Annotated in this window: 24 protein-coding genes and 2 tRNA genes; 16 read left to right on the top strand and 10 right to left on the bottom strand. The window is 52.4% G+C overall.

Annotated elements, in window-relative coordinates:
• Nucleotides 1-94 precede the first annotated feature (94 nt).
• Both Q0418_RS01320 and Q0418_RS01315 read left to right on the top strand, forming a co-directional pair.
• Nucleotides 95-541 carry a hypothetical protein gene (locus Q0418_RS01320; protein ID WP_298481739.1) on the top strand — a complete coding sequence of 149 codons (447 nt, stop codon included), beginning with the start codon at nucleotides 95-97 and terminating at the stop codon, nucleotides 539-541.
• Complete coding sequence (locus Q0418_RS01315) at nucleotides 538-1,389, top strand: metallophosphoesterase (protein WP_298481738.1); 852 nt, start codon at nucleotides 538-540, stop codon at nucleotides 1,387-1,389. The genes Q0418_RS01320 and Q0418_RS01315 overlap by 4 nt, the downstream gene beginning before the upstream one ends.
• Here the strand turns inward: Q0418_RS01315 and Q0418_RS01310 are convergent.
• On the bottom strand, nucleotides 1,365-1,814 hold the full coding sequence (locus Q0418_RS01310; protein WP_298481737.1) for a SpoVA/SpoVAEb family sporulation membrane protein: 450 nt from the start codon (nucleotides 1,812-1,814) through the stop codon (nucleotides 1,365-1,367). The two genes, Q0418_RS01315 and Q0418_RS01310, sit on opposite strands and share 25 nt — an antisense overlap.
• A 615-nt stretch (nucleotides 1,815-2,429) precedes the next feature.
• Between Q0418_RS01310 and Q0418_RS01305 the strand changes: the two genes are divergently transcribed.
• The 5 genes from Q0418_RS01305 (at nucleotide 2,430) to Q0418_RS01285 (ending at nucleotide 5,053) form a co-directional block, all read left to right on the top strand.
• Nucleotides 2,430-2,756, top strand: a complete 327-nt coding sequence (locus Q0418_RS01305; RefSeq protein WP_298481736.1) for a hypothetical protein — start codon at nucleotides 2,430-2,432, stop codon at nucleotides 2,754-2,756.
• Between the two features lie 98 nt (nucleotides 2,757-2,854).
• On the top strand, nucleotides 2,855-3,880 hold the full coding sequence (locus Q0418_RS01300) for a stage V sporulation protein AD (protein ID WP_298481735.1): 1,026 nt from the start codon (nucleotides 2,855-2,857) through the stop codon (nucleotides 3,878-3,880).
• A gap of 425 nt (nucleotides 3,881-4,305) precedes the next feature.
• Nucleotides 4,306-4,665 (top strand): stage V sporulation protein AE, encoded by a 360-nt coding sequence (gene spoVAE / locus Q0418_RS01295; RefSeq protein ID WP_298481734.1) that lies wholly within the window; start codon nucleotides 4,306-4,308, stop codon nucleotides 4,663-4,665.
• Between the two features lie 233 nt (nucleotides 4,666-4,898).
• A tRNA-Met gene (locus tag Q0418_RS01290) sits at nucleotides 4,899-4,975 on the top strand.
• 3 nt (nucleotides 4,976-4,978) lie between these two features.
• Nucleotides 4,979-5,053 (top strand) — tRNA-Glu (locus tag Q0418_RS01285).
• A gap of 310 nt (nucleotides 5,054-5,363) precedes the next feature.
• Here the strand turns inward: Q0418_RS01285 and Q0418_RS01280 are convergent.
• Nucleotides 5,364-6,590, bottom strand: coding sequence for a UDPGP type 1 family protein (locus Q0418_RS01280; protein WP_298481733.1), 1,227 nt, complete (start codon nucleotides 6,588-6,590; stop codon nucleotides 5,364-5,366).
• 844 nt (nucleotides 6,591-7,434) lie between these two features.
• On the opposite strand from Q0418_RS01280, the gene Q0418_RS01275 reads away from it, so the two are divergent.
• Nucleotides 7,435-8,802, top strand: a complete 1,368-nt coding sequence (locus tag Q0418_RS01275; protein ID WP_298481732.1) for an SH3 domain-containing protein — start codon at nucleotides 7,435-7,437, stop codon at nucleotides 8,800-8,802.
• Between the two features lie 362 nt (nucleotides 8,803-9,164).
• Here the strand turns inward: Q0418_RS01275 and Q0418_RS01270 are convergent, their stop codons facing one another.
• Nucleotides 9,165-10,502 carry a citrate/2-methylcitrate synthase gene (locus Q0418_RS01270; protein WP_298481741.1) on the bottom strand — a complete coding sequence of 446 codons (1,338 nt, stop codon included), beginning with the start codon at nucleotides 10,500-10,502 and terminating at the stop codon, nucleotides 9,165-9,167.
• Between the two features lie 1,044 nt (nucleotides 10,503-11,546).
• Between Q0418_RS01270 and Q0418_RS01265 the strand changes: the two genes are divergently transcribed.
• On the top strand, nucleotides 11,547-12,689 hold the full coding sequence (locus Q0418_RS01265) for a glycosyltransferase (RefSeq protein ID WP_298481731.1): 1,143 nt from the start codon (nucleotides 11,547-11,549) through the stop codon (nucleotides 12,687-12,689).
• Between the two features lie 269 nt (nucleotides 12,690-12,958).
• Here Q0418_RS01265 and Q0418_RS01260 read toward each other — a convergent pair whose 3' ends face one another.
• The 3 genes from Q0418_RS01260 to Q0418_RS01250 all read right to left on the bottom strand — a co-directional run bounded on the left by Q0418_RS01260 (nucleotide 12,959) and on the right by Q0418_RS01250 (nucleotide 15,625).
• Nucleotides 12,959-13,816, bottom strand: coding sequence for an RluA family pseudouridine synthase (locus tag Q0418_RS01260; RefSeq protein ID WP_298481730.1), 858 nt, complete (start codon nucleotides 13,814-13,816; stop codon nucleotides 12,959-12,961).
• A 72-nt stretch (nucleotides 13,817-13,888) separates the two neighbouring features.
• A complete protein-coding gene (locus Q0418_RS01255; RefSeq protein ID WP_298481729.1) occupies nucleotides 13,889-14,686 on the bottom strand; it encodes a hypothetical protein in 798 nt (265 codons plus the stop codon).
• A gap of 321 nt (nucleotides 14,687-15,007) precedes the next feature.
• Nucleotides 15,008-15,625 (bottom strand): histidine phosphatase family protein, encoded by a 618-nt coding sequence (locus tag Q0418_RS01250; protein WP_298481728.1) that lies wholly within the window; start codon nucleotides 15,623-15,625, stop codon nucleotides 15,008-15,010.
• Between the two features lie 449 nt (nucleotides 15,626-16,074).
• Here Q0418_RS01250 and Q0418_RS01245 point away from each other — a divergent pair, with 449 nt between their 5' ends.
• The 7 genes from Q0418_RS01245 (at nucleotide 16,075) to Q0418_RS01215 (ending at nucleotide 22,369) form a co-directional block, all read left to right on the top strand.
• A complete protein-coding gene (locus Q0418_RS01245; protein WP_298481727.1) occupies nucleotides 16,075-17,034 on the top strand; it encodes an FAD:protein FMN transferase in 960 nt (319 codons plus the stop codon).
• A gap of 206 nt (nucleotides 17,035-17,240) precedes the next feature.
• Nucleotides 17,241-18,527 carry an electron transport complex subunit RsxC gene (gene rsxC, locus Q0418_RS01240; RefSeq protein ID WP_298481726.1) on the top strand — a complete coding sequence of 429 codons (1,287 nt, stop codon included), beginning with the start codon at nucleotides 17,241-17,243 and terminating at the stop codon, nucleotides 18,525-18,527.
• Nucleotides 18,528-18,719: 192 nt separating this feature from the next.
• Nucleotides 18,720-19,712 carry an RnfABCDGE type electron transport complex subunit D gene (locus Q0418_RS01235; protein ID WP_298481725.1) on the top strand — a complete coding sequence of 331 codons (993 nt, stop codon included), beginning with the start codon at nucleotides 18,720-18,722 and terminating at the stop codon, nucleotides 19,710-19,712.
• On the top strand, nucleotides 19,705-20,274 hold the full coding sequence (locus Q0418_RS01230) for an FMN-binding protein (RefSeq protein WP_298481724.1): 570 nt from the start codon (nucleotides 19,705-19,707) through the stop codon (nucleotides 20,272-20,274). The genes Q0418_RS01235 and Q0418_RS01230 overlap by 8 nt, the downstream gene beginning before the upstream one ends.
• A complete protein-coding gene (rsxE, locus tag Q0418_RS01225) occupies nucleotides 20,271-20,936 on the top strand; it encodes an electron transport complex subunit RsxE (RefSeq protein ID WP_298481723.1) in 666 nt (221 codons plus the stop codon). The genes Q0418_RS01230 and rsxE overlap by 4 nt, the downstream gene beginning before the upstream one ends.
• Nucleotides 20,933-21,517 carry an electron transport complex protein RnfA gene (locus tag Q0418_RS01220; protein WP_298481722.1) on the top strand — a complete coding sequence of 195 codons (585 nt, stop codon included), beginning with the start codon at nucleotides 20,933-20,935 and terminating at the stop codon, nucleotides 21,515-21,517. The genes rsxE and Q0418_RS01220 overlap by 4 nt, the downstream gene beginning before the upstream one ends.
• Before the next feature lie 12 nt (nucleotides 21,518-21,529).
• Entirely contained in the window at nucleotides 21,530-22,369 is an 840-nt protein-coding gene (locus tag Q0418_RS01215; RefSeq protein ID WP_298481721.1) for an RnfABCDGE type electron transport complex subunit B, read from the top strand.
• 501 nt (nucleotides 22,370-22,870) lie between these two features.
• Here Q0418_RS01215 and Q0418_RS01210 read toward each other — a convergent pair.
• The 4 genes from Q0418_RS01210 to Q0418_RS01195 all read right to left on the bottom strand — a co-directional run bounded on the left by Q0418_RS01210 (nucleotide 22,871) and on the right by Q0418_RS01195 (nucleotide 26,750).
• Nucleotides 22,871-24,037: an FprA family A-type flavoprotein gene (locus Q0418_RS01210; protein ID WP_298481720.1), complete on the bottom strand. Its 1,167-nt coding sequence runs from the start codon at nucleotides 24,035-24,037 to the stop codon at nucleotides 22,871-22,873.
• Between the two features lie 362 nt (nucleotides 24,038-24,399).
• Complete coding sequence (locus tag Q0418_RS01205; RefSeq protein WP_298481719.1) at nucleotides 24,400-25,284, bottom strand: hypothetical protein; 885 nt, start codon at nucleotides 25,282-25,284, stop codon at nucleotides 24,400-24,402.
• Nucleotides 25,281-25,973: a class D sortase gene (locus Q0418_RS01200; RefSeq protein WP_298481718.1), complete on the bottom strand. Its 693-nt coding sequence runs from the start codon at nucleotides 25,971-25,973 to the stop codon at nucleotides 25,281-25,283. The genes Q0418_RS01205 and Q0418_RS01200 overlap by 4 nt, the downstream gene beginning before the upstream one ends.
• Nucleotides 25,974-25,982: 9 nt before the next feature.
• Nucleotides 25,983-26,750: a hypothetical protein gene (locus Q0418_RS01195; protein WP_298481717.1), complete on the bottom strand. Its 768-nt coding sequence runs from the start codon at nucleotides 26,748-26,750 to the stop codon at nucleotides 25,983-25,985.
• Nucleotides 26,751-26,853: the final 103 nt, after the last annotated feature.

The following is a 26,853-nucleotide window of genomic DNA, read 5'->3' as shown; positions in this document are numbered from 1 at the left end:
TTTATGCTCGTAGAGTACATCTGACGCACAATCTTTGTGCGGTATTGCCTTAAAAGAGTAATGTTTCACGTGAAACAAACCAAGAGGTGAACCTATGAAAACCTGGAAAAAAATCATACTTGTCACGCTATGCAGCCTGTTTTTGCAGCTGCTGCACTGGGTGATCTACCAGTGGACATCCTTCCCGGCAGGATTGCTGTTTCTCACGCCATTGCTGCTGTGTGCGGTGTACCACGTTTACCAATCCGATACCCTGGAAAACCGTGGAATACGCCGGCTGCATGTATTTTTCGGCGGCGTGCTAATTCCTCTGGTGCTCAGCGTGCTGGTATCCCTGGGAATGTTCCTGCATAACCCGGATATGTCCCTGTACCACCCATTCCAAGAACCCCAGGGCGGTGCTGCGGAAACAGTGGCGCTCTATTCCGGGCGGATGATGCTCACTTCCCTGTATCTGCTGATTTTTTCCGGCATTGACGTTCTGCTGCTCCATTTGCAGGACAGCCGCCGGGAGCGCAAGTCTGCCGGAGGTGCCGCATGATCTGGCTGGGAATATTGGGGGCATTGTTTCTGCTGGTGCTGCTCTGGTTCTGCGTGGAACAGAATCTGCTGCTGGTGCGGAAAAAACAGATCACTCTGGAGCGTCTGCCACGGGAATGGGACGGCGTAACGCTATTGCAAATTTCGGATATCCATCATCGGGAACTGGGACGGGAAAATTGCCGTATCGTGCAGAAAGCACGTGAACTACAGCCCGATTATATCGTAATCACAGGCGATCTCATCTCCCGGGATATGCAGGATTTCTCCGGAATTGCGTCATTTTTACAGCAGCTGCGCAGTATCTGCCCCGTGTATCTTTGCCCGGGAAATCATGAACTGGATTTGTCTCAGGGCGTGTGGATGGAACTGCAAAAAGTGATCGGTGCATCCGGCTGTCACCTGCTGCTGAATGAAACAATTCCCCTGACTCGGAACCCCGGCGGTGCACCCTTATATCTGGCAGGTGCCACGCTGGCATCGAATATTTACCGTGACGAAAACAGGGGCTTTCGCCATCTGGCGGAATATACTGCTGCCGATCTGGCACAGGCGCTGGGGCAGCCCCAGGGATGTACCATCCTGCTGGCGCACAATCCTTTTCTGCTGGACACCTATGCCGGATGGGGTGCAGATCTGGTGCTGTGCGGCCATGTTCATGGTGGTCTGATACGCTTGCCCTTGGTGGGCGGCGTATTGTCTCCGGAGCGGCGGTTTTTCCCGAAATATGACAAGGGCTGGTACCAAAAAGGCAAGACCCAGATGTATGTATCCGGCGGCCTCGGAAAGCCGAGATTCTGCAATCCGCCGGAGATCAATTTGCTCTATTTGAACAGCGTCCAGACGTAATAGATCAGTCCATAGAGCATGGATGCCCCTGTGCCATACAGGATCACTGGTCCGGCAATGGCGAAAATACGTGTGCCAATGCCCAGGATCCAGCCCTCAGAACGTGCTTCAATAGCGGAGGAAACGACGCCGTTGGCGAATCCGGTGATGGGTACTAGTGTACCTGCGCCGGCGTGCTTGCCCAGTTTGGCATACCAGCCAAGGCCTGTGAGAATGGCGCTGATGGCGACAAGGGCAATGGAGACCCAGGCGGAGGCAGGCTTTTTGTCCATGCCGCAGTATTCTGTGAGAATATGGATGCCGGCTTCGCCGATGGTGCAGATGAGACCGCCGATGAGGAAGGCAAGGGGGATGTTTTTCCAGGATTTCGACCTGGGCGCAGTCTGATCCTGCATGGTTTTGTAAAGTTCCTGACTGATTTTCATAGTAAGCGCTCCTTTCGAGGAAAGTATGCGCAAAGTAAAGAAATTTATGCATAAGAAGTTATCACCCAGACTTGTCTCAGATTTATAATATTCGTAAGGCAACATCGCACAAAGATTGTGCGTTAGATGCGCCGTCAGATTTTTCGTCAGATGAAACAAAAAGCGGAGTGAATACTTTGTGTATTCACGAGCATTTTTGTGAAATATGACGGAAAAGATGCAAGCATATGACGTGCAAAGCCGTTAGGCGCTCTTTGTGCGGTGTTGCCGTAAGATTCCAACCACGCCGCAGGCGGCAATGAAGTTTTTTGATCCAGCAATTTTTCAAAAATGCTGGTGGGGTCAAGGGGCAAAGCCCCTTGTCGCCGTCCGCAGACGGCGAAACACCCCGGCGCATACTTTTGCGCCGCGGAGAAAAGGGGTGAGAAAAGCGACAGCTTTTCGAGGGGGCTGAACATCTTTGGTGAAGTCTGTCGAAGCCATTTCCGCTGGGCTTCGATTGGAAGCGGACAAGACCGCTTTCCCCTTGTAAACCTTTTTCAATAAGTAAAATTTTGAAAACGTCCCGGTGGGACGTTTTCAACGCAACTTCTCTCTCAATTATAAATGTTTCACGTGAAACATGTGTTCCTCGGATTTTGGCTCCAATGGGTAACGCAATATTCTGAATGTGCCTCCGCAAGACTGTCCGGCGAAATTCGCTCGCTTGTGCTCGCTGTTCGCCTGGGGCGCAAAGCCGTTGTTGGGTTGGATAGGGTGATGTACTTTTCATTTTGTTTTTTTGAGACGGGCGGCGGTTCCTTTTTTATGACGGCTTTGCGCTTTGCTGTTCTGGGTTTGGCTTTTTGCAAGGGGTGTTTCTTCTTTTTCTTTTTGCTGAAAAAAGAAAAAGAAGAAAAAAGAAAAAAGAGGTCTCGCTTCGCTCGGGTTCGGATTTGTTAACCCTATTGAATTTTTTTCCAAATGGTGTACTGATATAGTACGCCATTTTTTTGTATAATTTCATCCCTGCGGTGCATACTACTGCTGAGGTGATTCACATGGTACGCACATTATCCCGAGCCGTTTTTCAATACACTGCTCCCCCGCAGATCATCGGCTATGCATCCACTGTCGGTCAGAAAGAAGGCGACGGCCCCATGGGCAGCTGCTTCGACCACATCGAACCCGATGCCCATTTCGGACAGGATACCTGGGAACAGGCGGAAAGCACCATGCAGCGGCAGACCATTCAACTGGCATTATCCAAAAGCGGTCTGAAAGACAGCGATCTCAGCTGCATCTGCGCCGGCGATCTCCTGAATCAATGCATTGGTTCTACCTACGGTCTCCGTCCCCTGGAGATTCCCCTGCTGGGGATCTACGGCGCTTGTTCCACCATGGCAGAGGGCATTCTCGTGGCATCGCTCCTGGCGGAAAGCGGTGTGGGCGAATATACAGCGGCAGTCACGTCCTCCCATTTTTCCACAGCAGAACGCCAGTTCCGTTTTCCCCTCTCCTACGGCGGTCAGCGTCCGCCCACGGCGCAGTGGACATGCACCGCTTCCGGCGCTGTGATTCTCCAGCAGCCTGACGGCGAACCCGAGGGCGTCTGCGTCACTGGTGGCTGTATCGGCACCATGGTTGACCTGGGCGTGACCGATGCCAATCACATGGGCGCAGCCATGGCGCCTGCCGCTGCGGATACGATCGTCCGTTATCTCAAATCTGCCGGAACCCAACCCACTGCCTATGACGCTATAGTCACCGGCGATCTGGGACTGGTAGGCAGCGAATTGCTCTGTGATCTGGTCATGAAACAGGGCTATGATATTGCAAATGTGCACAAGGACTGCGGCGCAATGATGTTTGACCCGGATACCCAGGACACTCACGCCGGCGGTTCCGGCTGTGGATGCAGCGCCAGCATTCTCTGCGGCCATTTTCTCCCGTCCCTGCAGCGTGGCGGATTGAAAAAAATTCTCTTCGCCGCAACAGGCGCTCTCATGTCCCCCACGGCATCCCAACAGGGCGAAAGCATCCCCGGCATTTCACATCTTGTGGAATTGACCAGTTTTCAAAAATAAGGCATTGCATTGTGGAAAACAGGGCATAAATGAAATGCATCGTGTATAATTTCGGGGTTTACTGCGCTCAGAAAACAAAAATATTCCCAATATTGTTTGAGGCAACACCGCACAAAGAGCGCCTGACGTCTTTGCACGTCATATGCTTGCATATTTTGCGTCATATTTCACAAAAATGCTCGTGAATACACAAAGTATTCACTGCGCTTTTTGTTTCATCTGACGAAAAATCTGACGGCGCACCTGACGCGCAATCTTTGTGCGGTATTGCCTTGAATATTTCATCGCAGGCAATACCGTGCTTGTGCAAAATGAACTACGCATCCATCTTCAGACTGTTTTCCACAATTTCCAGTGGAAAACAGAAAAAATTGTGGAAAAGACTCTCGGAATAAGCGCATAGTGCTGTCAAAGGAGGAAAGGTTATGATCAAGGACTTAATCTGGGCATTTATCGTGGGCGGTGTGCTGTGCGCCATCGGACAGGTGCTCATTGACTATACAAAGCTGACCCCAGCACGAATACTGACTGCTTATGTTGTGGCAGGTGTGCTCCTGTCAGCGGTAGGCATCTACCCAAAGATGGTGGAGCTTGCCGGCGGTGGTGCCAGCGTGCCTCTGACAGGCTTCGGGAATCTCCTGGCGGAAGGCGTCAAGGAATCCGTGGACGAAAAGGGCATTCTGGGCATCTTTATGGGCGGACTTACGGCATCCTCAGCCGGAATTACGGCGGCAATGGTATTCGGCGTGATTGCAGCGGCAATTTTCAAGCCGAAACAAGACTGAAGCGTATTTATCGTGACAGTCTCGAAAATCCGGCATATCTCCCAGAAAAGCAGCGAGAAACTGCACAGGTCAACTATATCACCAAATAAGATACAAAGAACGGTCTGTGTTTTGTGCAAACAGACGAATTTCAAAAAAAACCTTGACAATTGTCTGGAAATGTAGTATACTATCATAGTCGCAGGAAATGCAGAAACGGTGTGAAATGCTGTTTCAGAACTGCTTTTTGATGTGGCGGCATAGCTCAGTTGGCTAGAGTACTCGGTTCATACCCGATTGGTCGCTGGTTCGAATCCTGCTGCCGCTACCATACGGCCCGTTGGTCAAGAGGTTAAGACACCGCCCTTTCACGGCGGAATCATGGGTTCAATTCCCGTACGGGTCACCAAATCACATTCCCGAAAATGACGCATAAACGCCATTTTCGGGATTTTTCTTTACAGCCATTTGTAAAATAATATCCCGAAAAAAGGACTGCTCCGGAACAAAACCGTTCCCGAACAGTCCTTTTCTGTAAGAGCAGTCAGCAGCCGCCCATAATCGCAGTGTTACCTGTTTTTTTTCTTTTTTCTGTGATAAGGTTGTGCCTTCGTACCGCTGGAAATAGGGGTACATTTCTTCTGTTCCTGGTAGACCCACCAGGTGAACTTGTCCGCCATAGCAAGCACTTGTTCCAATTTGACAACATGCAACATCGTTTACAATACCACACCATTCTGTTCCAACAGCGCCTGTGCCGTCTCCACGGAATCCACTCCAGTAGCATTTTTCACCGGTGCAAACTCCTTGGCACGCTCTACCTCAAATGCAAGGCAGCTGTCCTGCATGTGTACCATATCCAGCACTAGTGTCTCGAATTTATAGCCGTTTGGTTCCTCAGGCTTTATAAATTTTCCATCCTGGTTGAGATACGGGATTTTCTTGTGGGCAATGTGCAGAGGAAAATCCGATCCCAGGGTGTCCATGAGTGCATCCACCCGGAACAGATAGTTCAGAATCACGCCGAACCGATAGGCAAGACTGCCGTCCGCATTGCGCAGAGTGCGCATTTCCTCTGTCATCTCATAATATTCCACAATGGAGGGCTTGTTATCCTCCAGACAAAGCACACCCACACGCTCGTCCGGCGCTGCCTTGCTGACAACTTTTCCGCCGGATGCACAGCCCGAAGCAATGGTAGCACCAATGAATACCGGATCTGCGATCTGCTGGAGCACATTGTCCACTGCAAAGACATTGAGCCATTCAATGCCGATCTCCTCTACGGTTTTCAACAGTCCGGCACGCTGCATAGAAGAGAACCAGCCGCCGTTGCCGTTTGGTGACAGTACGATCTGATCCGGCGCAGACATGAGTACCTTTCCTGCTTCGTCTACCGCCGGTTCTGTTTCCTGTTTGAAGAAATGCACATTGTCTGCGCTGTAGCCGAAATAGTTGTGTTCCTTCAGAAATGCACGTGTTTCTGCATCATTCTGTTCGCTGGTCATGATCATCAGCGGCACATATGCACTGGCTTCGTTCGTCACCCGGAGGAGATTCTGGATAAGACACTGGAAAATATACAGCTCCCGGGTCTTTCCCATATTAAACATCCCCTTGGGATGGTCAAAGCCCAGCCGGGAACCCTGACCGCCGGCAAGGAGTACCGCACCCACCTTGGCATTTTGAATCGCCTCAATGCCGATCTTGCGATAGGTTTCCTCGTTGGCGCGGATCTCTTCTAATGTCAGTGCACCCAGGGGAGAAAATTTCCCCCGCTTCTGGGTGAGCGCACTGCGATCCCGGAACTGGGGGCGTTCCAGTCCCAGACCGGCGATCTGTTCCAACAGCTTTTCCTGCTGCTGGGGCAGCAAATTGTCATAAAACCGAAGCAAATGCTCCTGTCCGTGTGCAGTTAGATACTGCAACGCTTCCTCATATGTCATATGTCTGTTCCTTTCTGTTTCATGTGCCGGTTTTCCCCTTCTGCCGGCAGCTAGGGTGAATAAGGTAGTAACCGTATTATACCACAATATTTGAAAAAAAACAAGATGTTTTTACAGAAAAACACGCAAATCAATTTATTTTTTTCGCTATAAACCCCTCCACCGCCTGTCGGCGGTTCCTCTCCCCTTTCAAGGGCGGCTAAGAACGTCGAAATTAAGCAAATGGTGGATTTCTCGATTCATGCCTCCCCTGAAAGGGGAGGGGGGACCATTGCACAGCAATGGTGGAGGGGTTCGTACCAATACCGTATTATGACAGTTTCAAACAAAAGATTACAAAACGGGACATATTCTTTGTTTCAATATTTGTGGTAACTGCACAAGATCAGGAGTCGAATTTTGTACAAAACTATTCAGAATCGTAAAAAATTGGAACAAACCGAGCAAAAGTCTTGCAAATCGGTTACAAGCATGGTATAATAGCATATGTACGGTGACCACTGCCTCCCGGCGGACATGCTTTCTGCATGTGTTCCGGAGGACAACCGTCTGCCGTCCGTCTGTCCAAAGCATTCCGGCAGACGGGGCAATGCAGGCGGCGCACAAGTTCCAAGGGGATCGAAGATCCCAGGCGGATTGTCCGTGTTACGACAGATCCTCTGATCCGTCAGGACAATGCCGGCAGAGCGTAAAACAGCCATCCGCCCCAGGACCGGACAGGCGTGTGCCGTTGTTTTTATTCAGTTCTCTTACAATTGAATATGACGCGCATTGCAAGCGGCGGCTCTGCCGTACTGCGATGCAGCGGCTGCTGTAGACGCAAAAATCTTAAAGGAGCGAAAGTATGCGTAAAAAAATCATGGCAGTCGTTTTATCCTGTCTTACATTTCTGACACTGGTCTTTTCTTCCTTTGCTGTCCCCCTGCGGGCGTCGGCAGTTTCTGTGGATGAGATGACACAGGTCGCAGTGGAAATTATCACACGAAACGAAGGAACCTATGGTTCCATTAACCGCAACGATAACGGTGCAGTGAGCATCGGTATCCTGCAATGGCACGCAACCCGTGCACTCCAGCTGATGCGCTCGATTGCAAACGCTGACACAGCATCTGCACAGAGCATTCTGGGAAGCACTTTTTATAATGAAGTCATGACCGCCTCCAGCTGGAACACCCGGACCTTTTCTGTGGCAGAGGGCACAGCAGCATCGAACCTGCTGACCACTTCTGTGGGAAAATCCAAACAGGACGCTCTGGCATTCAGTGATGTACAGGGCTATATCAATGCCGGAAAGAAATATGGTCTGACAAATGCCGGCGTTTTGGTTTATTATGCAGAGCTCTATAACCGCGGAAGCGGCGTGGCTGCACGAATTCTCTCTGCCGCAAAGGGCAGCGGTTCCTATGCAGACATCACCCTGGCAACTCTGCACAATGCGGCACTCACTGACCGCGGAAACAGCTCCGGCTATTACACCAGCCGGCTGAACGATGCCTATAACACCGTGATCTCCCTGGGCTGGGGGGATGCGTCTGTGACAGAGGGCACATCTGCACAGCCCAGCACACCGGACACCTCTGATTTTTCTGAGAGCTATGCCGGTACATATACCGTGACCGCTTCTTCTCTGAACATCCGCAGCGCACCCTCTACCTCCGCTTCGAAGGTGGGTTCCATTCCGAACGGTGCGACAGTAACTGTTTCTTCCGGAAACGGCAGCTGGGCGGCTGTTTCGTATAACGGCGTGAATGGTTACTGCTCTATGGATTATCTGAAGGCAGCAGCTGCACAGACAACTGCTCCGGCAGCTACCACTACTGCGGCGACCACCACAACGACGACGACAACAACAGAAGCAGTTACCACCACAACAACAACTACCACAACCACCACTGCTGCGGCAGAGACGACCGCAGCACCGAGTCAGACAACCACAGCAGAAACCACTGCTGCAACGGTACAGTCCTCTGTCGCTGTTGTAGGCGTTGCCGATCCGACTTATGCTTCGATTTACGGCGACGTGAACTGTGACGGCACAGTAGATGCCGCAGATGCAGTTCTGCTGCAAAAATATCTGAACGGCTGTGTATTCCTCAATTATACCCAGCTGTCCAACGCAGATTGTCAGCGTGACAACGTACTGGATACCACTGACGTAACAGTCATTATGCAGTACCTCATCGATAATCTGATTGCCCTTCCGGTAGTATAAACCGGAGGTGCAGAATGCATTTTCCTGAGACCGGGAATATGTAAGACAACGATAAAACGACGATCCGCCGTATCACGATTGTGGTACGGCGGATTTTTGGTTATGAACTTGAAAAAAGGGACTGTTGCAGCATGGGAATCAATTTAATAGGAAAGAACCCCTCAGTCACGGCTGCGCCGTGCCAGCTCCCCTTTCAGGGGAGCCTTAGCTGCAATGTCATTAACTTAAAACGGCCTTAGCTGCCTCCCCTGAAAGGGGAGGGGAACCATTGCGCAGCAATGGTGGAGGGGTAATTTGGTTGAAACATAAGGCAACACCGCACAAAGACCGCCTGACGGCTTTGCACGGTATTGCCTTCATTTTTATCGCTCTTCTAACGGCACATAATTCTGGGGTTCGGATACGGAGAGATACGCCGGGCGAATGATCTTCCGGCAATTGATCAGCTCCTCCAGCCGGTGTGCAGACCAGCCAGCGATCCGGGCAATGGCAAAAATAGGCGTAAACAGATCCATGGGCAACCCCAGCATCCGATATACAAACCCACTATAGAAATCCACATTGGCACAAACGCCCTTATAAATCTTCCGGTTCTGGGTAATAACCTCACCGGCAAGGCGTTCTACCGTTGCATAGAGCTGGAACTCATCGTGGCAGCCCTTTTCCGTAGACAGCTGTTCCACAAAGGATTTCAGGATCACCGCACGGGGGTCGGAAACAGAATAAATGGCATGACCCATGCCATAGATCAGCCCCGTATGGTCGAAGCCCTCACCCTTCAGCAGCCCCTGCAAATAGGCACGCAGAGCGTCCTCGTCCTTCCAGTCGGGACAGTGCGCCTTCAGATCTGCAAACATCTCCATGACCTTGATGTTTGCGCCGCCGTGCTTCGGACCTTTCAGGGAGCCCAGTGCCGCTGCAATGGTGGAATAGGTGTCCGTTCCCGAAGAGGAAACCACGTGGACAGTAAATGCCGAGTTGTTACCGCCGCCGTGCTCTGCGTGGAGCACCAGACACAGATCCAGAAGCTTTGCCTCCAGTTTGGTATACTTTCCGTCGGGACGCATCATATAGAGGATATTCTCCGCAATGGTCAGCTTCGGGTCGGGCTTCTGAATGAACATGCTCTTGTCATTCCGGAAGTACATGGATGCCTGATAGCCGAACACCGCCAGAGAGGGAAACTGGGAGATGAGCTGGATACACTGGCGCATAACATTGGGCAGGCTGGTGTCGTCCGGCTTCGGGTCATAGGCGTGGAGTGCCAGGACACATTTCGCCATGGTGTTCATAATGTTGTCGCTGGGCATTTTCATGATAACGCCGCTGTTGAAATGATTGGGCAGCAGCTGATAATCCACCATCAGCTGATGGAACTGGGTCAGTTCATCCTGCTTCGGCAGATGTCCCATAAGCAGCAGATAGACGATTTCCTCAAAGCCGAAACGATCGTGGGTCACAAATCCCTCTACCAGTTCTTCGATGGGAATCCCCCGATAATAGAGCCGTCCCGGACCGGGAACTTCCCTGCCGTCCACCATCTGCGTTGCACAGACCTTACTGATGGTAGTCAGACCGGCACGCACGCCCCGTCCGTCCAGATCACGCAGTCCACGCTTGACTTCGTGCTTGACATAGAGTTCCTGTTCGATCTGATAGTGCGGCTCAGCGTCAGCAGTGAGCTGGTCTACCAGTTGCATGTCGTGCTTGTACTGTGCGATCATTTGTTGGATCTTTGCGGAATGCAGCAGTGTTTCTCTCTTCATATGGTCAGTCCTTTCTGAAGCGGCTTCTTGCCGGATGCCGGAAAACACGGCATTTCGGGCAATTTTATCTTGCTTCGTTTCACATCGGATGGGCGGATATTGTTTTTCCATTTGTGCATCTATCACCCTGCACAATATACTTATGAAAAAGTTGATTTCTTTTTATTATACCAGATTTCCACGATTCTGTCAAGCCAGCGGCTGTAAGCATCGCAAAAATCCATTTTATGACATATTACAATATTTTTCAAACAAAACATGGAACATTGTAGGGGCGAACTGTGTTCGCCCGAAAATCCTCCGAAGAACATAAGGAAAACTCATTGTAGTATTTTGTAATACTTAAAAATGTATCCTACCCGTTTTCAAAAAGGTTGCTCAGGCTGCTGGTCCAGCTGAGCACAGCTGGCGCAGGTCCAGGGTTGCGGAAGCCCTGGCAGAGTCCAGGGACAGCGTCCCTGGTCGCTGTCCGCAGACAGCGAAACACCCCGGCGCATTCTTTGCGCCGCGGAGAAAAGGGGTGAGAAAAGCGACAGCTTTTCGAGGGGAAAGCGAACAAGACCGCTTTCCCCTTGTAAACCTTTTTCAACAAGCAAAATTTTGAAAACGTCCCGGTGGGACGTTTTCAACGGAATAAATTTTAAGATGTGACAGGGTAGTAGGGGCGACCATTGATCTCCCGTTTTGGTTTGCCTGAATTTTTGGCGGGCTACAGTTGCACCGAATTTGTGTAATTGTGGGGAATATGGCGGGCGGATGATATCCGCCCCTACAAAGGGTTCTCCTTAGGTTCTTCGGGAACGGTGGGAGCAAGCCCCCGTCCTACGCTTCTGGTTTTCAAATCAATAGCAGTAGGGGCGAACTGTGTTCGCCCGCACTTCCACTGATTTACACAGCACTTGCATAAGACACTGGACTTTCTATCAAGATTATGGTATAATAATAGCATTCTCATTCTGAACCGAAAGGAAATGTTGCATGAAACGTGTGGTTCTCTTTGCAGCTTCAGCTGCCACTCTGGTACAATTTACAAAAAATGACCTCACTGCCCTCCAGACCCTGGGCTGTGAGATCCATATGATCTGCAATCTGGAGCAGCCGAATCTTTCGCCGGCTGCACTGCATGAATTTAATCAGAACAATCCGAAGCTCATCTGGCATGATCTCCCCTTCTGCGACAGCGTCCACGGGCTGCGCCGGAACCACAGAGCATTTCAGATGCTGGATGAACTGCTGGGAGAACTGAAGCCCGATCTGCTCCACTGTCACGGCACCATTGCCGGCATGTACGGACGAAAGGCTGCACGAAAGCGGCAGATTCCTGTGTTTTATACTGCCCACGATTTCCGGGTATACCGTGGCTGTGTACCGGCAGAACGGCTGTTTTTTTCCTCCCTGGAACGGCGGTACAGCAAAGATACCGATGTGATGTTCACCGTCTGTCCCGAGGACGCTGCCTATGCAGAAAAGCGGCTTCATGCCGAAAAGGTGGTCTCTCTGCCGGATGTGGGACTGGATTATGACAAATACGCCACACCTATACGCAGCCGCAGTGAGATGCGCCGGGAACTGCATATTCCCGAGGATGCCGCTGTATTGCTCTCTGTAGGAACGCTCCGGATGCAGAAGCGGCTCCGGGTGGTGTTGCAGGCAATGGCACGTCTGCGGAATCTGCAAAATCTCCATTATGTCATCTGCGGCGAGGGATCGGATATGCTGTTCCTGCAAAAACTCACCCAGAAGCTTCACCTCACAGAACGGGTGCATCTTCTGGGCTATCGGACAGATATTCCCGATCTGTTGGGGGCGGCAGATATTTTCTGTATGCCGTCCCGCCGGGAAGGCTGCGGTATGGCAGCACTGGAGGCAATGGCAGCCGGACTGCCCCTCATCACCGTGCGCAGCCATGGTACAAAGAGCTATGCCCACAATGGCGAAGGTGCCTTTTGCCTCAAGGGTGATCTCGTGGTGTCCTGTGTAGACGCCATTGCACAGCTGGAAGAAAACCGGCTTCTCCGGAAACAAATGGGTGCATACAACCGTGCCGCCGCAAAGGCATTCTCATCTGAGGGCATGATGATGCAGATGCGGGGATATTATCAGAAGGCACTGAAATGCTAATGAATGGGCTGTTGCAGACAGTGAAAATCCAACAGGAACACGGTGCGATCATGGAAATCAATTTTATAGGAAAGAACCCCTCAGTCACGGCTACGCCGTGCCAGCTCCCCTTTCAGGGGAGCCCTAGCTGCCTCCCCTGAAAGGGGAGGGGAACCATTGCGCAGCAATGGTGGAGGGGTGATTGGATTGAAACATAAAATTGATTTCCGTGCGGTGCGATCCTCACATCGATCTGTGAACCAGGATTTTACTGCCTTTGCAACAGCCCGTTATTTCTCGAAAAGATTCCCCTGCAATTCCTCCCACGGACAGACCACGGAAACCCTTTTATGGGTATCCGGGTCGGGAAATTCCACCGAAGTGCAGTGGAGCATGTGCCGCTGAAACCGGGACAGATCGCCGCCGTACAGGGAGTCCCCTGCCAGCGGATACCCCACATGTGCCATATGTACCCGGATCTGGTGGGTTCGTCCCGTTTCCAGGGTCAGCTCCAGGAGGGTATACTGTCCGTCATTGCCCAGAGGGACAAAGTGCGTCACTGCCGGCTTTCCGTCTGCTCTGACACAGCGGCGGATAATGGAGTCGGATTCCCTGGCAATGGGCGCATCCACTGTGCCGGGAGATGTGAGAATACCGCAGACCAGGGCAAGGTATCGTTTTTGAATCTGTCCCTGGAGCAGCTTTGCGCTATAGGCAGATTTTGCGATCAGGCAGATGCCGCTGGTATCTCTGTCCAGGCGGTATACAGGGCGAAAGGGCAGCGTTGGAAATGCCGCCGCAAAGACATTCCCCAGGGTATCGTCATGGTGCCTCTGAGAGGGATGGACTGGCATGCCAGGGGGTTTGTTGTAGAGAAGATAGGACGCTGTTTCCGCCAGGATCGGCACGTGAATATGGGGTGATGGTGACAGTTCTGAAGCATGTTCCGGCTCGGTGAGGACGATGCGGTCGCCGGGAAATATGGGGTCAATGGTGCGGATGGGTTTTCCGTTGCAGCAGATGCCGCCGGGGGTGTGCTTCAGCCGCACCAGCATCCGATGGGAGATGCCCTTGTGCCGCCGCAGGAATTGTTCCGCCGTCATAGGCTGTTCCAGATCATCCGCCACAAAGACCAAAGAATTCGCCATAAGTTTTATCCTTTCTTATTGCACGAGAAGTTATGTTAAAAGCCAAATCGCCGCAGGCGGCAATGAAGCTTTTTATAAATGGGAAGGTGACTTTCTGATTGTTACAGAATGCGGCGTGCTGTATTTTTCTTCTGCTATGCGCACACGGATATTGAAAAATACCGTCACCGCTACCCCTGCCCGGGGCAGAATCCATGGAATCGTCACAATGGGCAGCATCTGCATCGTATACCACGCCAGTATCCCCAGCAATTCCCGTCTGCCCCCACGCATAACATCCATGGCACGCAGCGGAATACGCCACAGCGGCAGCTCCGGCTTTGAAAACCACACAAACGGCACACAGCAAAGCCCCAGACTCACATAGATCCACACACAAAAACACGCCACGCCCAGCACCGCCAGCTGCACAGCGCCGAATAACCAAGGTGCACTTTCCCTGTGCTGCGCCGCAGTTTCCCACATCCGGTACGCTCCGAAAAAGCACACCGTCACACTCTGGAGCAGCACCGTCCGGATCAGTTCGTTCTGAAACGCCAGAAGCAGCATTTTCCCCCTGGAATAATGCCGTTTTTCCGGCAATATCCCCGCAGCACGGGTACAGCGCAGCCATACTGTCCAGCTGCACCAGATCCACGCCAGACCGCATGGAATTCCCAGGAATATCTGCACCAGCCGCCATAGTATGCCGTCCTCTGCCATCAGTGCCGCCGGCGTTTCGCCGCGGATACGCAATAACAGTACCGCCGCCGACCATTCCAGCAGCTGCATGAGACCCAGCAGCACCAATAGTCCCGGAATCTCCCACAAAAGCCGCCGGTTCTCCCGGAGTACCGTTCCGGCAAAGCGCTGTCCCTCCAATATCTGCATTCCATTCCCTCCCGTGCGTTTTGTCAGGAATAGTATGGCAGGATTGGGGGGATTCATGCAATGGCGTTTCGGTTGAGTTCTTCTGGAATACTGTAGTACATAGTCCCACTTAAAACTTCATCTTACTACAATTGAAGATTTCAGATAAATACGGCGGGAGCAAGCCCCCGCCCTACGTTTCTGATTTCCAGACAGAAAGTAAAGTTTTAAACGTGACAATGTAGTAGGGGCGAACTGTGTTCGCCCGATTATTTCCCGGCATTTCCGGCGGGCGAACACAGTTCGCCCCTACAATTTCATTCCTTGCCGTCAGCGGCGTAATTATGCATTATACGGCGTCATTCCCAATATCTCAAACGCCTGGGAGCGCTGCCACAGATCTGCGGTGATATGAATATCAAAGCCCTCTCCCGGCTGGCACTGCAATTCCTGCGCCGGAATTTTCGGCAGTCCGAATCCGGCAAGCATATTGGCAATGATGCCGCCGTGGGTGATCATGGCGCAGTGGAGCAGATCTTCCTGCATCATGTCCGAGATAACCTCCCGGAGCGCCCGGAAAATACGCAGCTGTATCTCCTTTACGCTTTCGCCCTGGGGCGGACGGCAGTCCACACCGCCCTTGAGCCACTCCTTGAAATCCTCCCGGTTTACCAGCTCATCCGCAGATTTTCCCTCGAATTCGCCGAAATCCATCTCAATGAGATTGTCCACCGTCTGCACCGGCACATCGGGAAATAAAATTTCCGCCGTTTCCATACAACGCCGCAGAGGACTGCTGTAAACACGTGCCACATTGGGGTACACAAACTCGTCCATTTTTCCGGCAAGCTCCGCCGCACCCTTGTCCGACAGAGGATAGTCCGTTCTGCCGATGTAAATGCCCTTGTCGTTTGCGGCTGTTCTGCCGTGGCGAATGACGCTGATGCGATATCCTTTCATGAAAAAGACCTCCTTATGTCTGCAATTCGAAATAAGAAGTTAGGAAATACCAACTCCCTATTTTGGCGAAAATTATTGATTTTTATCTTGTGGTCACCTCTAAAAACCCGCTCACCCGTCATCTGCGGCGCATCTTTACGCCATCTTCCCTTGTGGAAAAACTTGAAATACATCGAGTATTCCTGCGTTTTTCCGCAAGGGAATCTGTCGCAAATCTGCACCACATCTGACGGATTCGGGGTTTTTAGAGATGCCCTTATTATTTTCAGGGAAATCCAAAAAATAATTTGGTTTCAAAAAAGACAATGTTTTTCGGTTTACAATGCTGTCGATTTGTATTATAATGAGAAATGGGTTTTTTGAAAAAATCGGACAATTGCCCGAAAGGTATACTATGAAGTACACTGTATAGTATATCATGTTCCGACCATAAAGGAAAGCATTATTTTATGATTTGGAAAAAACTTTTTTCATCTGTTCTGCCTTTGGTATTTCTGACATCCTGTGCCGCACCGGCAGAACAGACCCGGACAAAAACGGTGTGGGTCATGGATACGGCGTGTACTATGACCCTCCAGGGCGGCGATACAGAAGAGGTTGCCCAGCTGCTCCAGTCTCTGGACAAAGCGCTGGACAATTATGCCCCGGACAGCGCTGTTTCCCGGCTGAACCGGGATGGCACACTGTCGGGGAATGCCTATGTATCCGACCTGGTTTCCCGGACGCTGGAGTACAACGAACGCTACGGCGACCTGGTGGATATTACCATAGGCGCTCTGACGAAGCTCTGGGGTATCACTACGGAGACACCCCATGTACCCTCCCAGGCGGAGCTGGATGGGGTTCTGCCCACGGTCTCCCCTGCCCATGTGACGGCGGAGAATGACACAGTCACTCTGACAGACGGTGCTCAGCTGGACGCCGGGGCGGTGGCAAAGGGCTATGGGCTGGACTGCGTGAAGCAGCTGCTGGATGAAGCCGGGGAGACGAGCTACGGCACAGTTTCCATGACCTCGTCCATTTTGTTTTACGGCGAAAAGCCCGGCGGAAAACCCTTTACGGTAGAGATCCGTGACCCGGACGGAGACGGCATTCTGGGGACAGTCTCTACAGAAGCCTGTTTCCTGTCCACATCCGGCGGCTATGAACGCTATTTCACCGCCGATGACGGCAAGGAATATTGTCATATTCTCGACCCTGTCACCGGAATGCCGGCGGAGTCGGATCTGACTACCGTGACCGTATTCTGCGGCAGCGGCTTACAGTCGGATTTTCTCTCCACCCTCATCTGGCTGGAGGGCACGGAACATATTGACCGCCATTTGCAGGCAGAGGACTACAAAATTGTCGCCCAGGACATAAGCGGAACGCTGTATATCAGCGATGGGCTGCAATTTGAGACAATTTGAAACATTTTTGTTTGTGAAAGAACCCCTCCACCATTGCTGTGCAATGGTTCCCCTCCCCTTTCAGGGGAGGCATTAGGTGATTATTCACGGAAAATCTGCCTCCCCTGAAAGGGGAGGGGAACCGCCGACAGGCGGTGGAGGGGTATTCAACATAAACAAAAAAATATCGTCAAAATCTGAAAGCATGAAAAGAGAGGAGAAAACCTATGAAAAAACTGCATGGTGTCCACCTGGCGCACCATAAAAACACAGAGAACAGTGCATCTGTTTCCCTGCCGCTGCCAAAGCTGGTGCGGATTCCCATGAGTATGCACATCGGCGCACCCTGTACACCTGTGGTAAAGCCACGGGATACGGTGCTGGTGGGGCAGAAAATCGGCGATACAGATGCCTTTATGGCAGTACCCATTCACTCTGGTGTATCGGGAACGGTGAAGGCGATCTCCACCTACCGCATGTCCAATGGCAGAACCTGTCCCATGGTGGAAATCGAAACGGACGGACAGCAGACCGTCTGTCCCGATGTGAAGCCCCCGGAAATTACTGACAAGGCAAGCTTTTTGGCTGCCATCCGGGAAAGCGGTCTGGTGGGCATGGGCGGCGCAAGCTTTCCCACGCACGTGAAGCTTGCACCCAAGCAGAAGGTGGATACCCTGTGTATCAATGGGGCGGAATGTGAGCCGTATATCACATCCGACTATCGTCAGATGGTAGAAGCACCTGACGAAGTACTGGATGGTGTATTGCAGGTGCTCCACTGGCTGGAGATTCCCAAAGCCATGATCGGGATCGAGGCAAACAAGCCCGAAGCCATCCGTGTCCTGACGGAAAAGGCAAAGGCGCACCCGGAGATCCAGGTGGTGACATTGCCTACCACATATCCCCAAGGTGCAGAAAAGGTGCTGATTTATAATACCCTGGGACGTGTGGTCATGGAGGGACAGCTTCCGGCAGATCAGGGCGTTATCGTCATGAATGTATCCTCTGTTGCCTTTGTGAGCCGTTACCTCAAGACAGGTATGCCCATGGTGCAGCGTATGGTGACTGTGGACGGCGATGCAGTAGGAAAGCCCTGCAATGTCATGGTACCCATGGGAACACCTGTGCAGGATGTACTGGACTTTGCCCAGTGCGACATGGAACGGGCGAAAAAGCTTCTCTACGGCGGCCCCATGATGGGCATTGCCATCCCCGACCCGGCAGACCCGGTGCTGAAAGCCAACAACGCTATTCTGGCGCTGGAGAAGTTCGTCTCCCCGAAGGCGTCCGCCTGCATCCACTGCGGCAGATGCGTCCAGGCATGTCCTCTGCGGCTCATGCCCACGGAGATCGCAAAGGCGTTCCGGAATGAGGACGCCGATGCACTGGGCAAGCTGAAAGTTACCCTGTGCATGAACTGCGGCTGTTGTACCTACGCCTGTCCGGCAAAACGTCCTGTGGCGGAAAATAATCAGCTGGCAAAGGCGTTTTACATGTCAAGCATTAAGAAATGAGAATGGATGTTTCGCTTTTGTTTACTGGTATAATACCCCTCCACCATTGCTGCGCAATGGTCCCCCTCCCCTTTCAGGGGAGGCTCGATATAGGCTCCCCTGAAAGGGGAGCTGGCACGGCGCAGCCGTGACTGAGGGGTTCAATCGTAAACAATTGGCATATCACATTTACAATAAGGAGGAAGAAAAAACATGGCATCATTATTCACCGTATCACCGTCACCTCATGTGCGGAGCGGTATGACCACCCAGAAAATTATGCTGCTGGTGGTGCTGGCGCTGGTTCCGGCAATTGTGGCGGCGACTGTGTTCTTCGGCCCCCGTGCCCTGCTGCTGGTGGTATTCTGTGCCGCTGTCAGCATATTCACGGAGCTGGTCTGTCAGAAGCTTATGAAAAAGGAGGTCACCATCGCCGACGGCAGCGCACTACTCACCGGTGTGCTCCTGGCACTGAATCTCCCGGCAACGCTGCCCCTGTGGCAGGCTGCCATTGGCTGTATTTTCGCCGTGGCTGTGGTAAAACAGCTGTTCGGCGGATTGGGCTGCAACTTCGCAAACCCTGCTATTACGGGACGTGTATTCCTGCTGTTGTCCTGCGGCGAAAGCATGACCACCTGGGTGAAACCGTTCTATTACCAGGATGGCAGTATGTTCGCCTCATCGGGCAATCTGGCAGACGGCGTGACCGGGGCAACACCTCTGGCATCGGGAGATGCAAACCTGCTGGATCTGTTCCTGGGCAATGTGGGTGGCTCTCTGGGTGAGACTTCTGCCCTGGCACTGCTCATCGGCGGTATTTTCCTGCTGGTCATCGGCGTGATCTCCTGGCATACGCCGGTATCCTATCTGGGCGGTCTGGCTGTGCTGGAGCTCTGCTATGTCCTGGCAACCGGCGGCGAAATGACCGATGTGCTCTACGCACTCCTCAGCGGCGGCGTGATCCTGGGGGCATTCTTCATGGCAACAGACTATGTCACCACGCCTATGACCGGCGCAGGCAAGCTGATCTTCGGTCTGGGCTGTGCCATACTTACCTTTGTTATCCGGGAATTTGCCAATATGCCTGAGGGCTGTTCGTTCTCCATTCTGCTCATGAACCTGCTGACTCCGTATATCGACCGTTTCACCATGACGAAACCCCTGGGTGCAAAACCTGTGGAAAAGGAGGCGAAGAGCAATGGCTGATGCAGCAAAATCCTCTGCAAAACATATGATCGTACCACCTCTGGTACTGGCACTGATCTGCGCTGTATGCTGCGGTATGCTGGCAGTTGCCAACAGCGTGACCAAGGACAAGATCGCCGCTGCGGAAGCAGACGCTATCCAGTCCAGCTTACAGGAATTGCCGGATGCAGGTACTTTCGAAGAGATTACCGATTTCACCCCGGCAGACGGCGAAAAAGCCGCTGCTTCGGCACTCTATGTGGACGAAAAGGGACAGGCGGCTGTTCTCGTTACCGCAGACGGCTATAACAAAGGCGGCTTACAGGTCATTATCGGCGTGGACAAGGACGGCGCTGTCACCGGTGTCTCCTTTGTTTCCGTCTCCGAAACACCGGGTCTGGGTACCAAGGTGGAATCCGATCCGGAACTGCTGGTAGACAAGCTGGTGGGATTAACTGACGCTGCCGCTGTGGACGGCGTGGATAATATCACTGGCGCAACCTATTCTTCCAAGGGTATGAAAGCCGCCGTCAACTGTGCACTCGAAACAGTCAGCGCAAATCAGGAGGTGATCGGCGCATGAATTACGGAAAAGAATTCACCAAGGGCATTATCCAGGAAAACCCCACCCTCGTGGGATTGCTGGGTATGTGTCCGACACTGGCGGTAACTACCGGCGCATTCAACGGCATCGGCATGGGACTTTCCACCATGTTCGTGCTGATCTGTTCCAATATCGTCATTTCCCTGCTGCGGAAGGTGATTCCGGAACAGGTGAAGCTCCCCTGCTATATTGTCATTATCGCATCCTTTGTGACCCTCATTCAGTTTCTGGTACACGGCTTTGTGCCATCACTGTACACCAGTCTGGGGGCATTCCTGGAACTCATTACCGTAAACTGTATCATTCTGGGGCGTGCGGAAATGTTTGCATCCAAGAACAATGTCCTGGCGTCTGCCCTGGACGGCGCAGGCATGGGTCTGGGCTTTACGCTGGCGCTGTTCCTCATGGGCAGTGTCCGTGAGATCCTGGGCTCCGGCACATGGTTCGGACTGACCGTTCCGGGTATGGTGAACCACACCATGAGTCTGTTTGTCATGCCGGCAGGCGGCTTCCTGGTACTGGGCTTTGTCATTGCCATTGTCTGTGCGCTGGCGAAGAGAAAGCCCCCGAAGAAGATCGGCTGTGCATCCTGTCCCAATGCGGCAGTATGCGGCGCAAAACAGGAGGAGGCTGACGCATGAGTACGTATATTACCATTATCATTGCCGCCGTACTGACAAACAACTTTGTCTTGTCCAAATTCTACGGCATCTGCCCGTTCCTGGGCGTTTCGAAAAAGCTGGATTCCAGTATCGGCATGGGCGCAGCCGTTGTCTTTGTCATGTTCTGCGCCTCTCTGGTGACCTATCCCATTTATTACTTTATTCTGGAACCACTGGAGCTCACATATCTGCGGACGGTGGCGTTTATTCTGGTCATTGCGGTATTTGTTCAGCTGCTGGAGATCGTCATCAAGAAGCTTATGCCGCCTTTGTATAAGACCCTGGGCGTATATCTGCCCCTGATCACCACCAACTGTGCCGTACTGGGCGTGACCATCATGAACATTGACGAAAGCTACAGCTTCGGTCAGTCTATGGTGAATGCCGTATTCTCCGGTCTGGGCTTTGCCCTTGCTATGGTGATCTTCTCCGGTGTACGCTCCCGTGTGGACGACGCAGAGGATTCCACACCCAAGACATTCCGGGGCGTTCCCGCAACGCTCATTGCAGCCGCCATTGTGTCCATGAGCTTTCTGGGCTTCGGCGGACTGGGTTCATAAGGAGGATGTGCCATGGAATATATCTATCCCATCTTGATTTTTGTGGTCATGGGCATTGTGTTCGGCGTACTGCTGGTGGTCATCTCCAAGGTATTCGCCGTGAAAGTGGATGAGCGTGCCGTGAAGATCACAGAAGCATTGCCCGGTGCCAACTGCGGTGCCTGCGGCTATGCAGGCTGTGCGGACTATGCTGACGCCATTGTAAACAAGGGTGCTCCCATGAATGCCTGCCTGCCCGGCGGTGCCAATGCGGCAACAGCCATCGGCGACATTATGGGCGTATCCGTTTCCGCTGCGGAACGGATGGTGCCGGTACTCCACTGCAACGGTACCTGCAATGCCACAAAGCGAAAGTTTGACTTTGACGGCGTACAGTCCTGTGCAGCGGCAAAGCGGTTCTACGGCGGCACCGGCGTCTGCGCCTATGGTTGTCTGGGACTGGGAGACTGTGTCAATGTCTGCGAGAATGACGTGATCTCCATCCAGAACGGCATCGCCACATTCTGCACGGAAAAGTGCGTCTCCTGCAACAAGTGCGCAAAGGTCTGTCCCAATGGACTCATTGAACTGCGCTCTGAGAAGAAAAAAGTGGACGTGCGCTGTTCTTCCCGGAATATGGGCAAGGTTGCCATGCAGTCCTGCGAAAATGCTTGCATTGGCTGCAAAAAGTGTGAGAAGATCTGTAAGTTTGAAGCCATTGTGGTGGAAAATGCCTATCCGGTCATTGACTATGACAAGTGCAAGTCCTGCGGTCTGTGCGTAAAGGAATGCCCGAGAGGATGCATCACCAATCTGCGGATGCCGAAGGTTGTTGCTCCGGCAGCGGAAAAGACTGGGGAAAAAGCAGAGTAAGCACTTGACATTTTCGGAAAAACCGGGTATAATAAAAGAAAGAGAGCATACCAGTAAGCGGTCTGCTCCCGAAATTGATTAGGTTTTAGAAAATAACCGTCTCAAGTTTGGTCGCTGGGGCGGTTATTTCTTTTTATGAAAAATGGCGTATAATACGGATACCAATGCAATCAGCATATAAGTATACTGAATCAGATCAGCCCAGGTTACTACGTTATCCATTTTATCACCTCCCTTTTTACAGGGAGCAAGGAACGACCGCCTACCGTTTTTGGTATGCCCTTGGTTTACCATTATACCAGATGCGACAGAAAATGTCAAATGAACCCCTTGACATTCCGGCAATGATGTGGTATGATAAAAGAAAGAGAGCATACCAGTAAGCGGTCTGCTCCCGAATTTGTAAGTAAAGTTAAAGAATAACCGCCTTACTGGGGAGTGGGCGGTTATTTCTTTTTATATCGGTTCAAAAACGTCATTGCCCCTTGCGGCGATGGCGTTTTATGCTTCGTGAATGGCTTTCGCCAGAGCTGCCAGCTGTGTTTCATCCTCTGCTTTCACCGCAGAACGGATGGAGACAACCGGCTCCAGCACAGTGAGATTTTTCATGGTGTCCAGATAGGAGTGCATTTTCTTCGCCGCTGACGGTGCCCAGGAGCCGTTTTCCACCAGAGCAATGGTGCGGTTCTGGAATGCCTTCGCCTGGAGATGGATGAGAAATTCCTCCATGGGCAGGAACACGCCGCCGTCATAGCTTGCTGCCGCCAGGACAGTTCTGTCATAGCGGAACGCCTGCTGTACTGCATCGGCAACATCGCACCGCGCCAGATCCAGTATAGTTACCGTTTCACCCATGCTGCGCAGCTGGTCTGCCAGGTATTTCGCACCCTCGGCGGTATTGCCGTGAATAGACGCATATGCCACCAGAACGCCCTTTTCCTCCGGCGTGTAGCTGCTCCAGGTCTGGTATTTTTCCACATAGGGGGTCAGATCTCCCGTCAAAATGGGACCGTGCAAGGGACAGATGGTCTGGATATCCAGCTTCGCTGCCTTTTTCAGCAGGGTCTGTACCGGCATGCCGTATTTTCCCACAATATTGATGAAATACCGCCGTGCCTCGTCCGTCCATGGCTCGTCTGTATCCAGTGCGCCGAACTTTCCGAAAGCGTCCGCAGAGAACAGGATCTTTTCCGTCTCCTCATAGGTCACCATGACCTCCGGCCAGTGCACCATGGGTGCCATGACAAAGTGCAGGGTATGGGCACCCAGAGACAGGGTGTCCCCTTCCTTTACGGCAAGGGTGGGGTTCTGGGGTGCACTCCTGCAGAAATTCGGCAGCATCGCAAGTGCCTTTGCAGAGCCAACCAGTGTCATCTCCGGATAGCGCTCCGTCAGGGCGCAGATGCTCCCGGCGTGATCCGGCTCCATGTGGGAAATGATCAGATAATCCGGCGTAATTCCCTCCAGGGCTTCGGTGAGGTTCTCCAGCCATTGTGTAGTGGCACGGGGATCTACAGTATCCATCACCGCAGTTTTTTCATCCCTTATCACATAGGCATTATAGGAAACGCCCTTGGGCACGGGATACTGGCTCTCGAAAAGGTCGATGGTCTTATCGTCTGCGCCGACATAGAAAACAGATGTACTCTGGGAAACCGGATGTAACATGAAAAGCCCTCCTTCAGAAGCATATGAATGATTATTATGGGCAACACCGCACAAAGAGCGCCTGACGGCTTTGCACGTCATATGCTTGCAAATTTTCCGTCATATTTCACAAAAATGCTCGTGAATACACAAAGTATTCACTGCGCTTTTTGTTTCATCTGACGAAAAATCTGACGGCGCATCTGACGCACAATCTTTGTGCGGTATTGCCTATGATATATAGTATACCAGCAAAACCGACAAATTTCATGAACATTTTGCAGACAATGTCGAAACAGTCTGGAGGCATTCCGGAAATCAGCAATGATTCATAGAAAAATAGCATGAAAATGGGGCTGTCTTTGCAACAGCCCCATTTTCATTTATATCTGAGAAATGTTATTCTTCGAAACCGTATTACGCCGGAGCACGCTGCCCACCAGCAGCACCAATCCTGCCGCCAGCAGAACAATGCCCACGATCAGCACAGCCTGCACCAGGGTTGTCATCGTGCCCGTAAAGACAGCATAGACCGCCGGTTCTTTCAGGGCAAACCGGGAGATCACCGATGATCCCAGCACCCATGCCGCCGGAACGGTCAGCAATACACCATCTGCAAACAGGCTTGTGCCGATCCAGTAGCAGGGACGATCTTTCAGGCATACCAGCAATCCTGCCAGCACCAGAGAAAGCACACCGCATACCACTGCCAGCAGCGTCAGCAGATTCCGGTGGTCAAAGACCTTGTCCCAGATACCGGCATCTTTCATGGTTTGGATGTGGTAGACATCCACGGCGTCCTGGACTGCCGCTTTTGCATCGGCAATGGTTTCGGACAGTTTTTCTGTGTAGATGTCGTCCTTTTCGCAGTTGTTTTCCGCCGCATACTGTTCAAAATATGCTGTGATGGATTCCTCCAGGGCGGTAAAATCAATAGATGGGTCTGTTTTATTGCCGTTTGCCTGGGAGTAATTGCCGGTGATCCATTGTTTCATGGCATCTTCCATCCACGCCACGGTGACAACATCCATATACACTTCCGCCGGAACGGCAGTGGTGTTGTATTCCATGTCAAATTTGGATTGCAGGGAATCGTGTGCCTTTTGCGGGGCATTCTGCTTTTCCAGCTGGGATACCAGCAGAGAAGAGGATGCCGTCACATAGCTGCCCAGCACGCCGCCCACTGTGCCCAGCAGCGTGAACACCAGCAGGACACTCAGCACCAGACGGAGCAGCAGACCGCCTGCACCGGATTTGTTCTTGCTCATGGTGTGCCTCCTTCCCCAGTCTGGAAAAACGCCTTATCCGTCAGCTTGCACACAACGCCCACACGCTTGGACGAGGAGCCGAGAAGCTGCATTTCACAGGTATACAGGGTGAGACGATCGTCCTCCGTCTTTTTCAGATAGGACTTATTGGAAGCATCGAACTCGATGCGTTCCGATACCTCATAGGTGAATTTGCCGTAGGTGGTGTATGCTGTAACAGTATCGCCCACTTCCAGCTGGTTCAGATCGTGGAAAAAGGTGTTCACGTGGGCACTGATCACAGAATTGCCCTCGCTGCCCAGGGCAGCCGATGCCGGGGTATGACATGCGCCCTGTTCCAGCAGCTCCGAACCGCCGCCCCAGTAGACGGGGACATACAGGTCAATGGCTTCGCTCTCCAGCACGGCGCACTGGCTGCCGTATGCCGGAATAATCACTTCACCCTCCGGAGAAGTCTCGCCGGAATAGTTTGTGTCAATATCCGTTTCCACAATGTTCAGCCCGGCAGTACCGCCCTGGGAAACGGTACCGCTGCCGTCCATAAAGCCCACACGGAGATAGGTTTTTCCCAGCTCATAGGGACGGATGGCGCAGAGCAGCACAATGCCGCCGCAGAGTAATGTCACCAGCACCGGCAGCAGAAGCTGTACCGCCAGGGGCAGGTGCATCTTGTTTTTTTCCGTATTCATGGCATATCCTCACTTCTTCGTACTGCGTACCAGGACAACACCCAGCCCGGCAGCTGCCAGCAGAATGGCACCGCCGCCCACCAGAACGGGTACGGTGTAGGGAATACCTGTGGCTTCGACAGTATCACCGAAGGTGGATACGCTCACCAGATTGCCGTCTGCATCCCGGGCACTGATGGCAAGTGCGCCGTCAGAAATGGAGTCCACGGAATAGCTCAGACCAAAGGCGTCTCCCACATCCAGCATACTGGAAACCACTTCCAGCTGTTTGCTGGTATCCATCTGCTTGAGAAAGCTGTTGCGTACATCGTTGCTCATGTTGTCCATGAATTCCGTGCGCTTGTCAGCGGGCAGGCTGTTCACATAGTTCACCTTTTCGTCCAGGGACATGTTGATGAATTCCTGTTCCGTGGGGGCTTTGGTGGTCGTCTGTGCACCTGCGGCATTTCCGGCAGCAGTTGTGGTGGTCTGGGCTGCGGAGTCGCCGGCGGCGGTGGTAGTGCCTTCGTTAATGACATCGTCAACGGCGTTGTTCCGTTCCGCTGCCCACTGATCCAGCGCAGCGATCGCCTGATCGCACTGTTCAGATGTGTAAGTGCCGCCGCCGTACTGGTTAATGCACGCCTGAATCTGGGATTCCGGCAGACCTACGGCATAGGCATGTGCAATGACATCTCCCACGGTCGTAGCGGAGGCAGTCATACTGCCCACGCCGGCAGCCAGAAGCAGTCCCAGACTGCAGACCAGCCCGGCAATTTGTTTGGTATGTTTTTTCATGTTGAAATCCTTTCCCAAAATTGGTTGGTTCGTATGTGTTCCCTGTTCTCCCCTACAAATTCGCCGGGAGAAGCACCCCTATGAGAACATGCGGACGCAAAAA

Source organism: uncultured Ruminococcus sp. (genome assembly GCF_937915125.1).
GTDB lineage: Bacteria > Bacillota > Clostridia > Oscillospirales > Ruminococcaceae > Ruminococcus_C.
This window is presented reverse-complemented; position numbering and strand designations above follow the sequence as displayed.

Excerpts from the sequence above, each read along its gene's own strand:
- Q0418_RS01265 (WP_298481731.1), top strand. The coding sequence starts at position 11,547 with ATGAAACGTGTGGTTCTCTTTGCAGCTTCAGCTGCCACTCTGGTACAA.
- Q0418_RS01200 (WP_298481718.1), bottom strand. The coding sequence starts at position 25,973 with ATGAATACGGAAAAAAACAAGATGCACCTGCCCCTGGCGGTACAGCTT.
- Q0418_RS01195 (WP_298481717.1), bottom strand. The coding sequence starts at position 26,750 with ATGAAAAAACATACCAAACAAATTGCCGGGCTGGTCTGCAGTCTGGGA.
- Q0418_RS01250 (WP_298481728.1), bottom strand. The coding sequence starts at position 15,625 with ATGAAAGGATATCGCATCAGCGTCATTCGCCACGGCAGAACAGCCGCA.
- Q0418_RS01205 (WP_298481719.1), bottom strand. The coding sequence starts at position 25,284 with ATGAGCAAGAACAAATCCGGTGCAGGCGGTCTGCTGCTCCGTCTGGTG.
- Q0418_RS01230 (WP_298481724.1), top strand. The coding sequence starts at position 19,705 with ATGGCTGATGCAGCAAAATCCTCTGCAAAACATATGATCGTACCACCT.
- rsxC (WP_298481726.1), top strand. The coding sequence starts at position 17,241 with ATGAAAAAACTGCATGGTGTCCACCTGGCGCACCATAAAAACACAGAG.
- Q0418_RS01215 (WP_298481721.1), top strand. The coding sequence starts at position 21,530 with ATGGAATATATCTATCCCATCTTGATTTTTGTGGTCATGGGCATTGTG.
- Q0418_RS01275 (WP_298481732.1), top strand. The coding sequence starts at position 7,435 with ATGCGTAAAAAAATCATGGCAGTCGTTTTATCCTGTCTTACATTTCTG.
- Q0418_RS01320 (WP_298481739.1), top strand. The coding sequence starts at position 95 with ATGAAAACCTGGAAAAAAATCATACTTGTCACGCTATGCAGCCTGTTT.
- Q0418_RS01210 (WP_298481720.1), bottom strand. The coding sequence starts at position 24,037 with ATGTTACATCCGGTTTCCCAGAGTACATCTGTTTTCTATGTCGGCGCA.
- Q0418_RS01315 (WP_298481738.1), top strand. The coding sequence starts at position 538 with ATGATCTGGCTGGGAATATTGGGGGCATTGTTTCTGCTGGTGCTGCTC.
- Q0418_RS01280 (WP_298481733.1), bottom strand. The coding sequence starts at position 6,590 with ATGACATATGAGGAAGCGTTGCAGTATCTAACTGCACACGGACAGGAG.
- Q0418_RS01260 (WP_298481730.1), bottom strand. The coding sequence starts at position 13,816 with ATGGCGAATTCTTTGGTCTTTGTGGCGGATGATCTGGAACAGCCTATG.
- Q0418_RS01255 (WP_298481729.1), bottom strand. The coding sequence starts at position 14,686 with ATGCAGATATTGGAGGGACAGCGCTTTGCCGGAACGGTACTCCGGGAG.
- Q0418_RS01235 (WP_298481725.1), top strand. The coding sequence starts at position 18,720 with ATGGCATCATTATTCACCGTATCACCGTCACCTCATGTGCGGAGCGGT.
- rsxE (WP_298481723.1), top strand. The coding sequence starts at position 20,271 with ATGAATTACGGAAAAGAATTCACCAAGGGCATTATCCAGGAAAACCCC.
- Q0418_RS01220 (WP_298481722.1), top strand. The coding sequence starts at position 20,933 with ATGAGTACGTATATTACCATTATCATTGCCGCCGTACTGACAAACAAC.
- Q0418_RS01310 (WP_298481737.1), bottom strand. The coding sequence starts at position 1,814 with ATGAAAATCAGTCAGGAACTTTACAAAACCATGCAGGATCAGACTGCG.
- Q0418_RS01270 (WP_298481741.1), bottom strand. The coding sequence starts at position 10,502 with ATGCAACTGGTAGACCAGCTCACTGCTGACGCTGAGCCGCACTATCAG.
- Q0418_RS01245 (WP_298481727.1), top strand. The coding sequence starts at position 16,075 with ATGATTTGGAAAAAACTTTTTTCATCTGTTCTGCCTTTGGTATTTCTG.
- spoVAE (WP_298481734.1), top strand. The coding sequence starts at position 4,306 with ATGATCAAGGACTTAATCTGGGCATTTATCGTGGGCGGTGTGCTGTGC.
- Q0418_RS01300 (WP_298481735.1), top strand. The coding sequence starts at position 2,855 with ATGGTACGCACATTATCCCGAGCCGTTTTTCAATACACTGCTCCCCCG.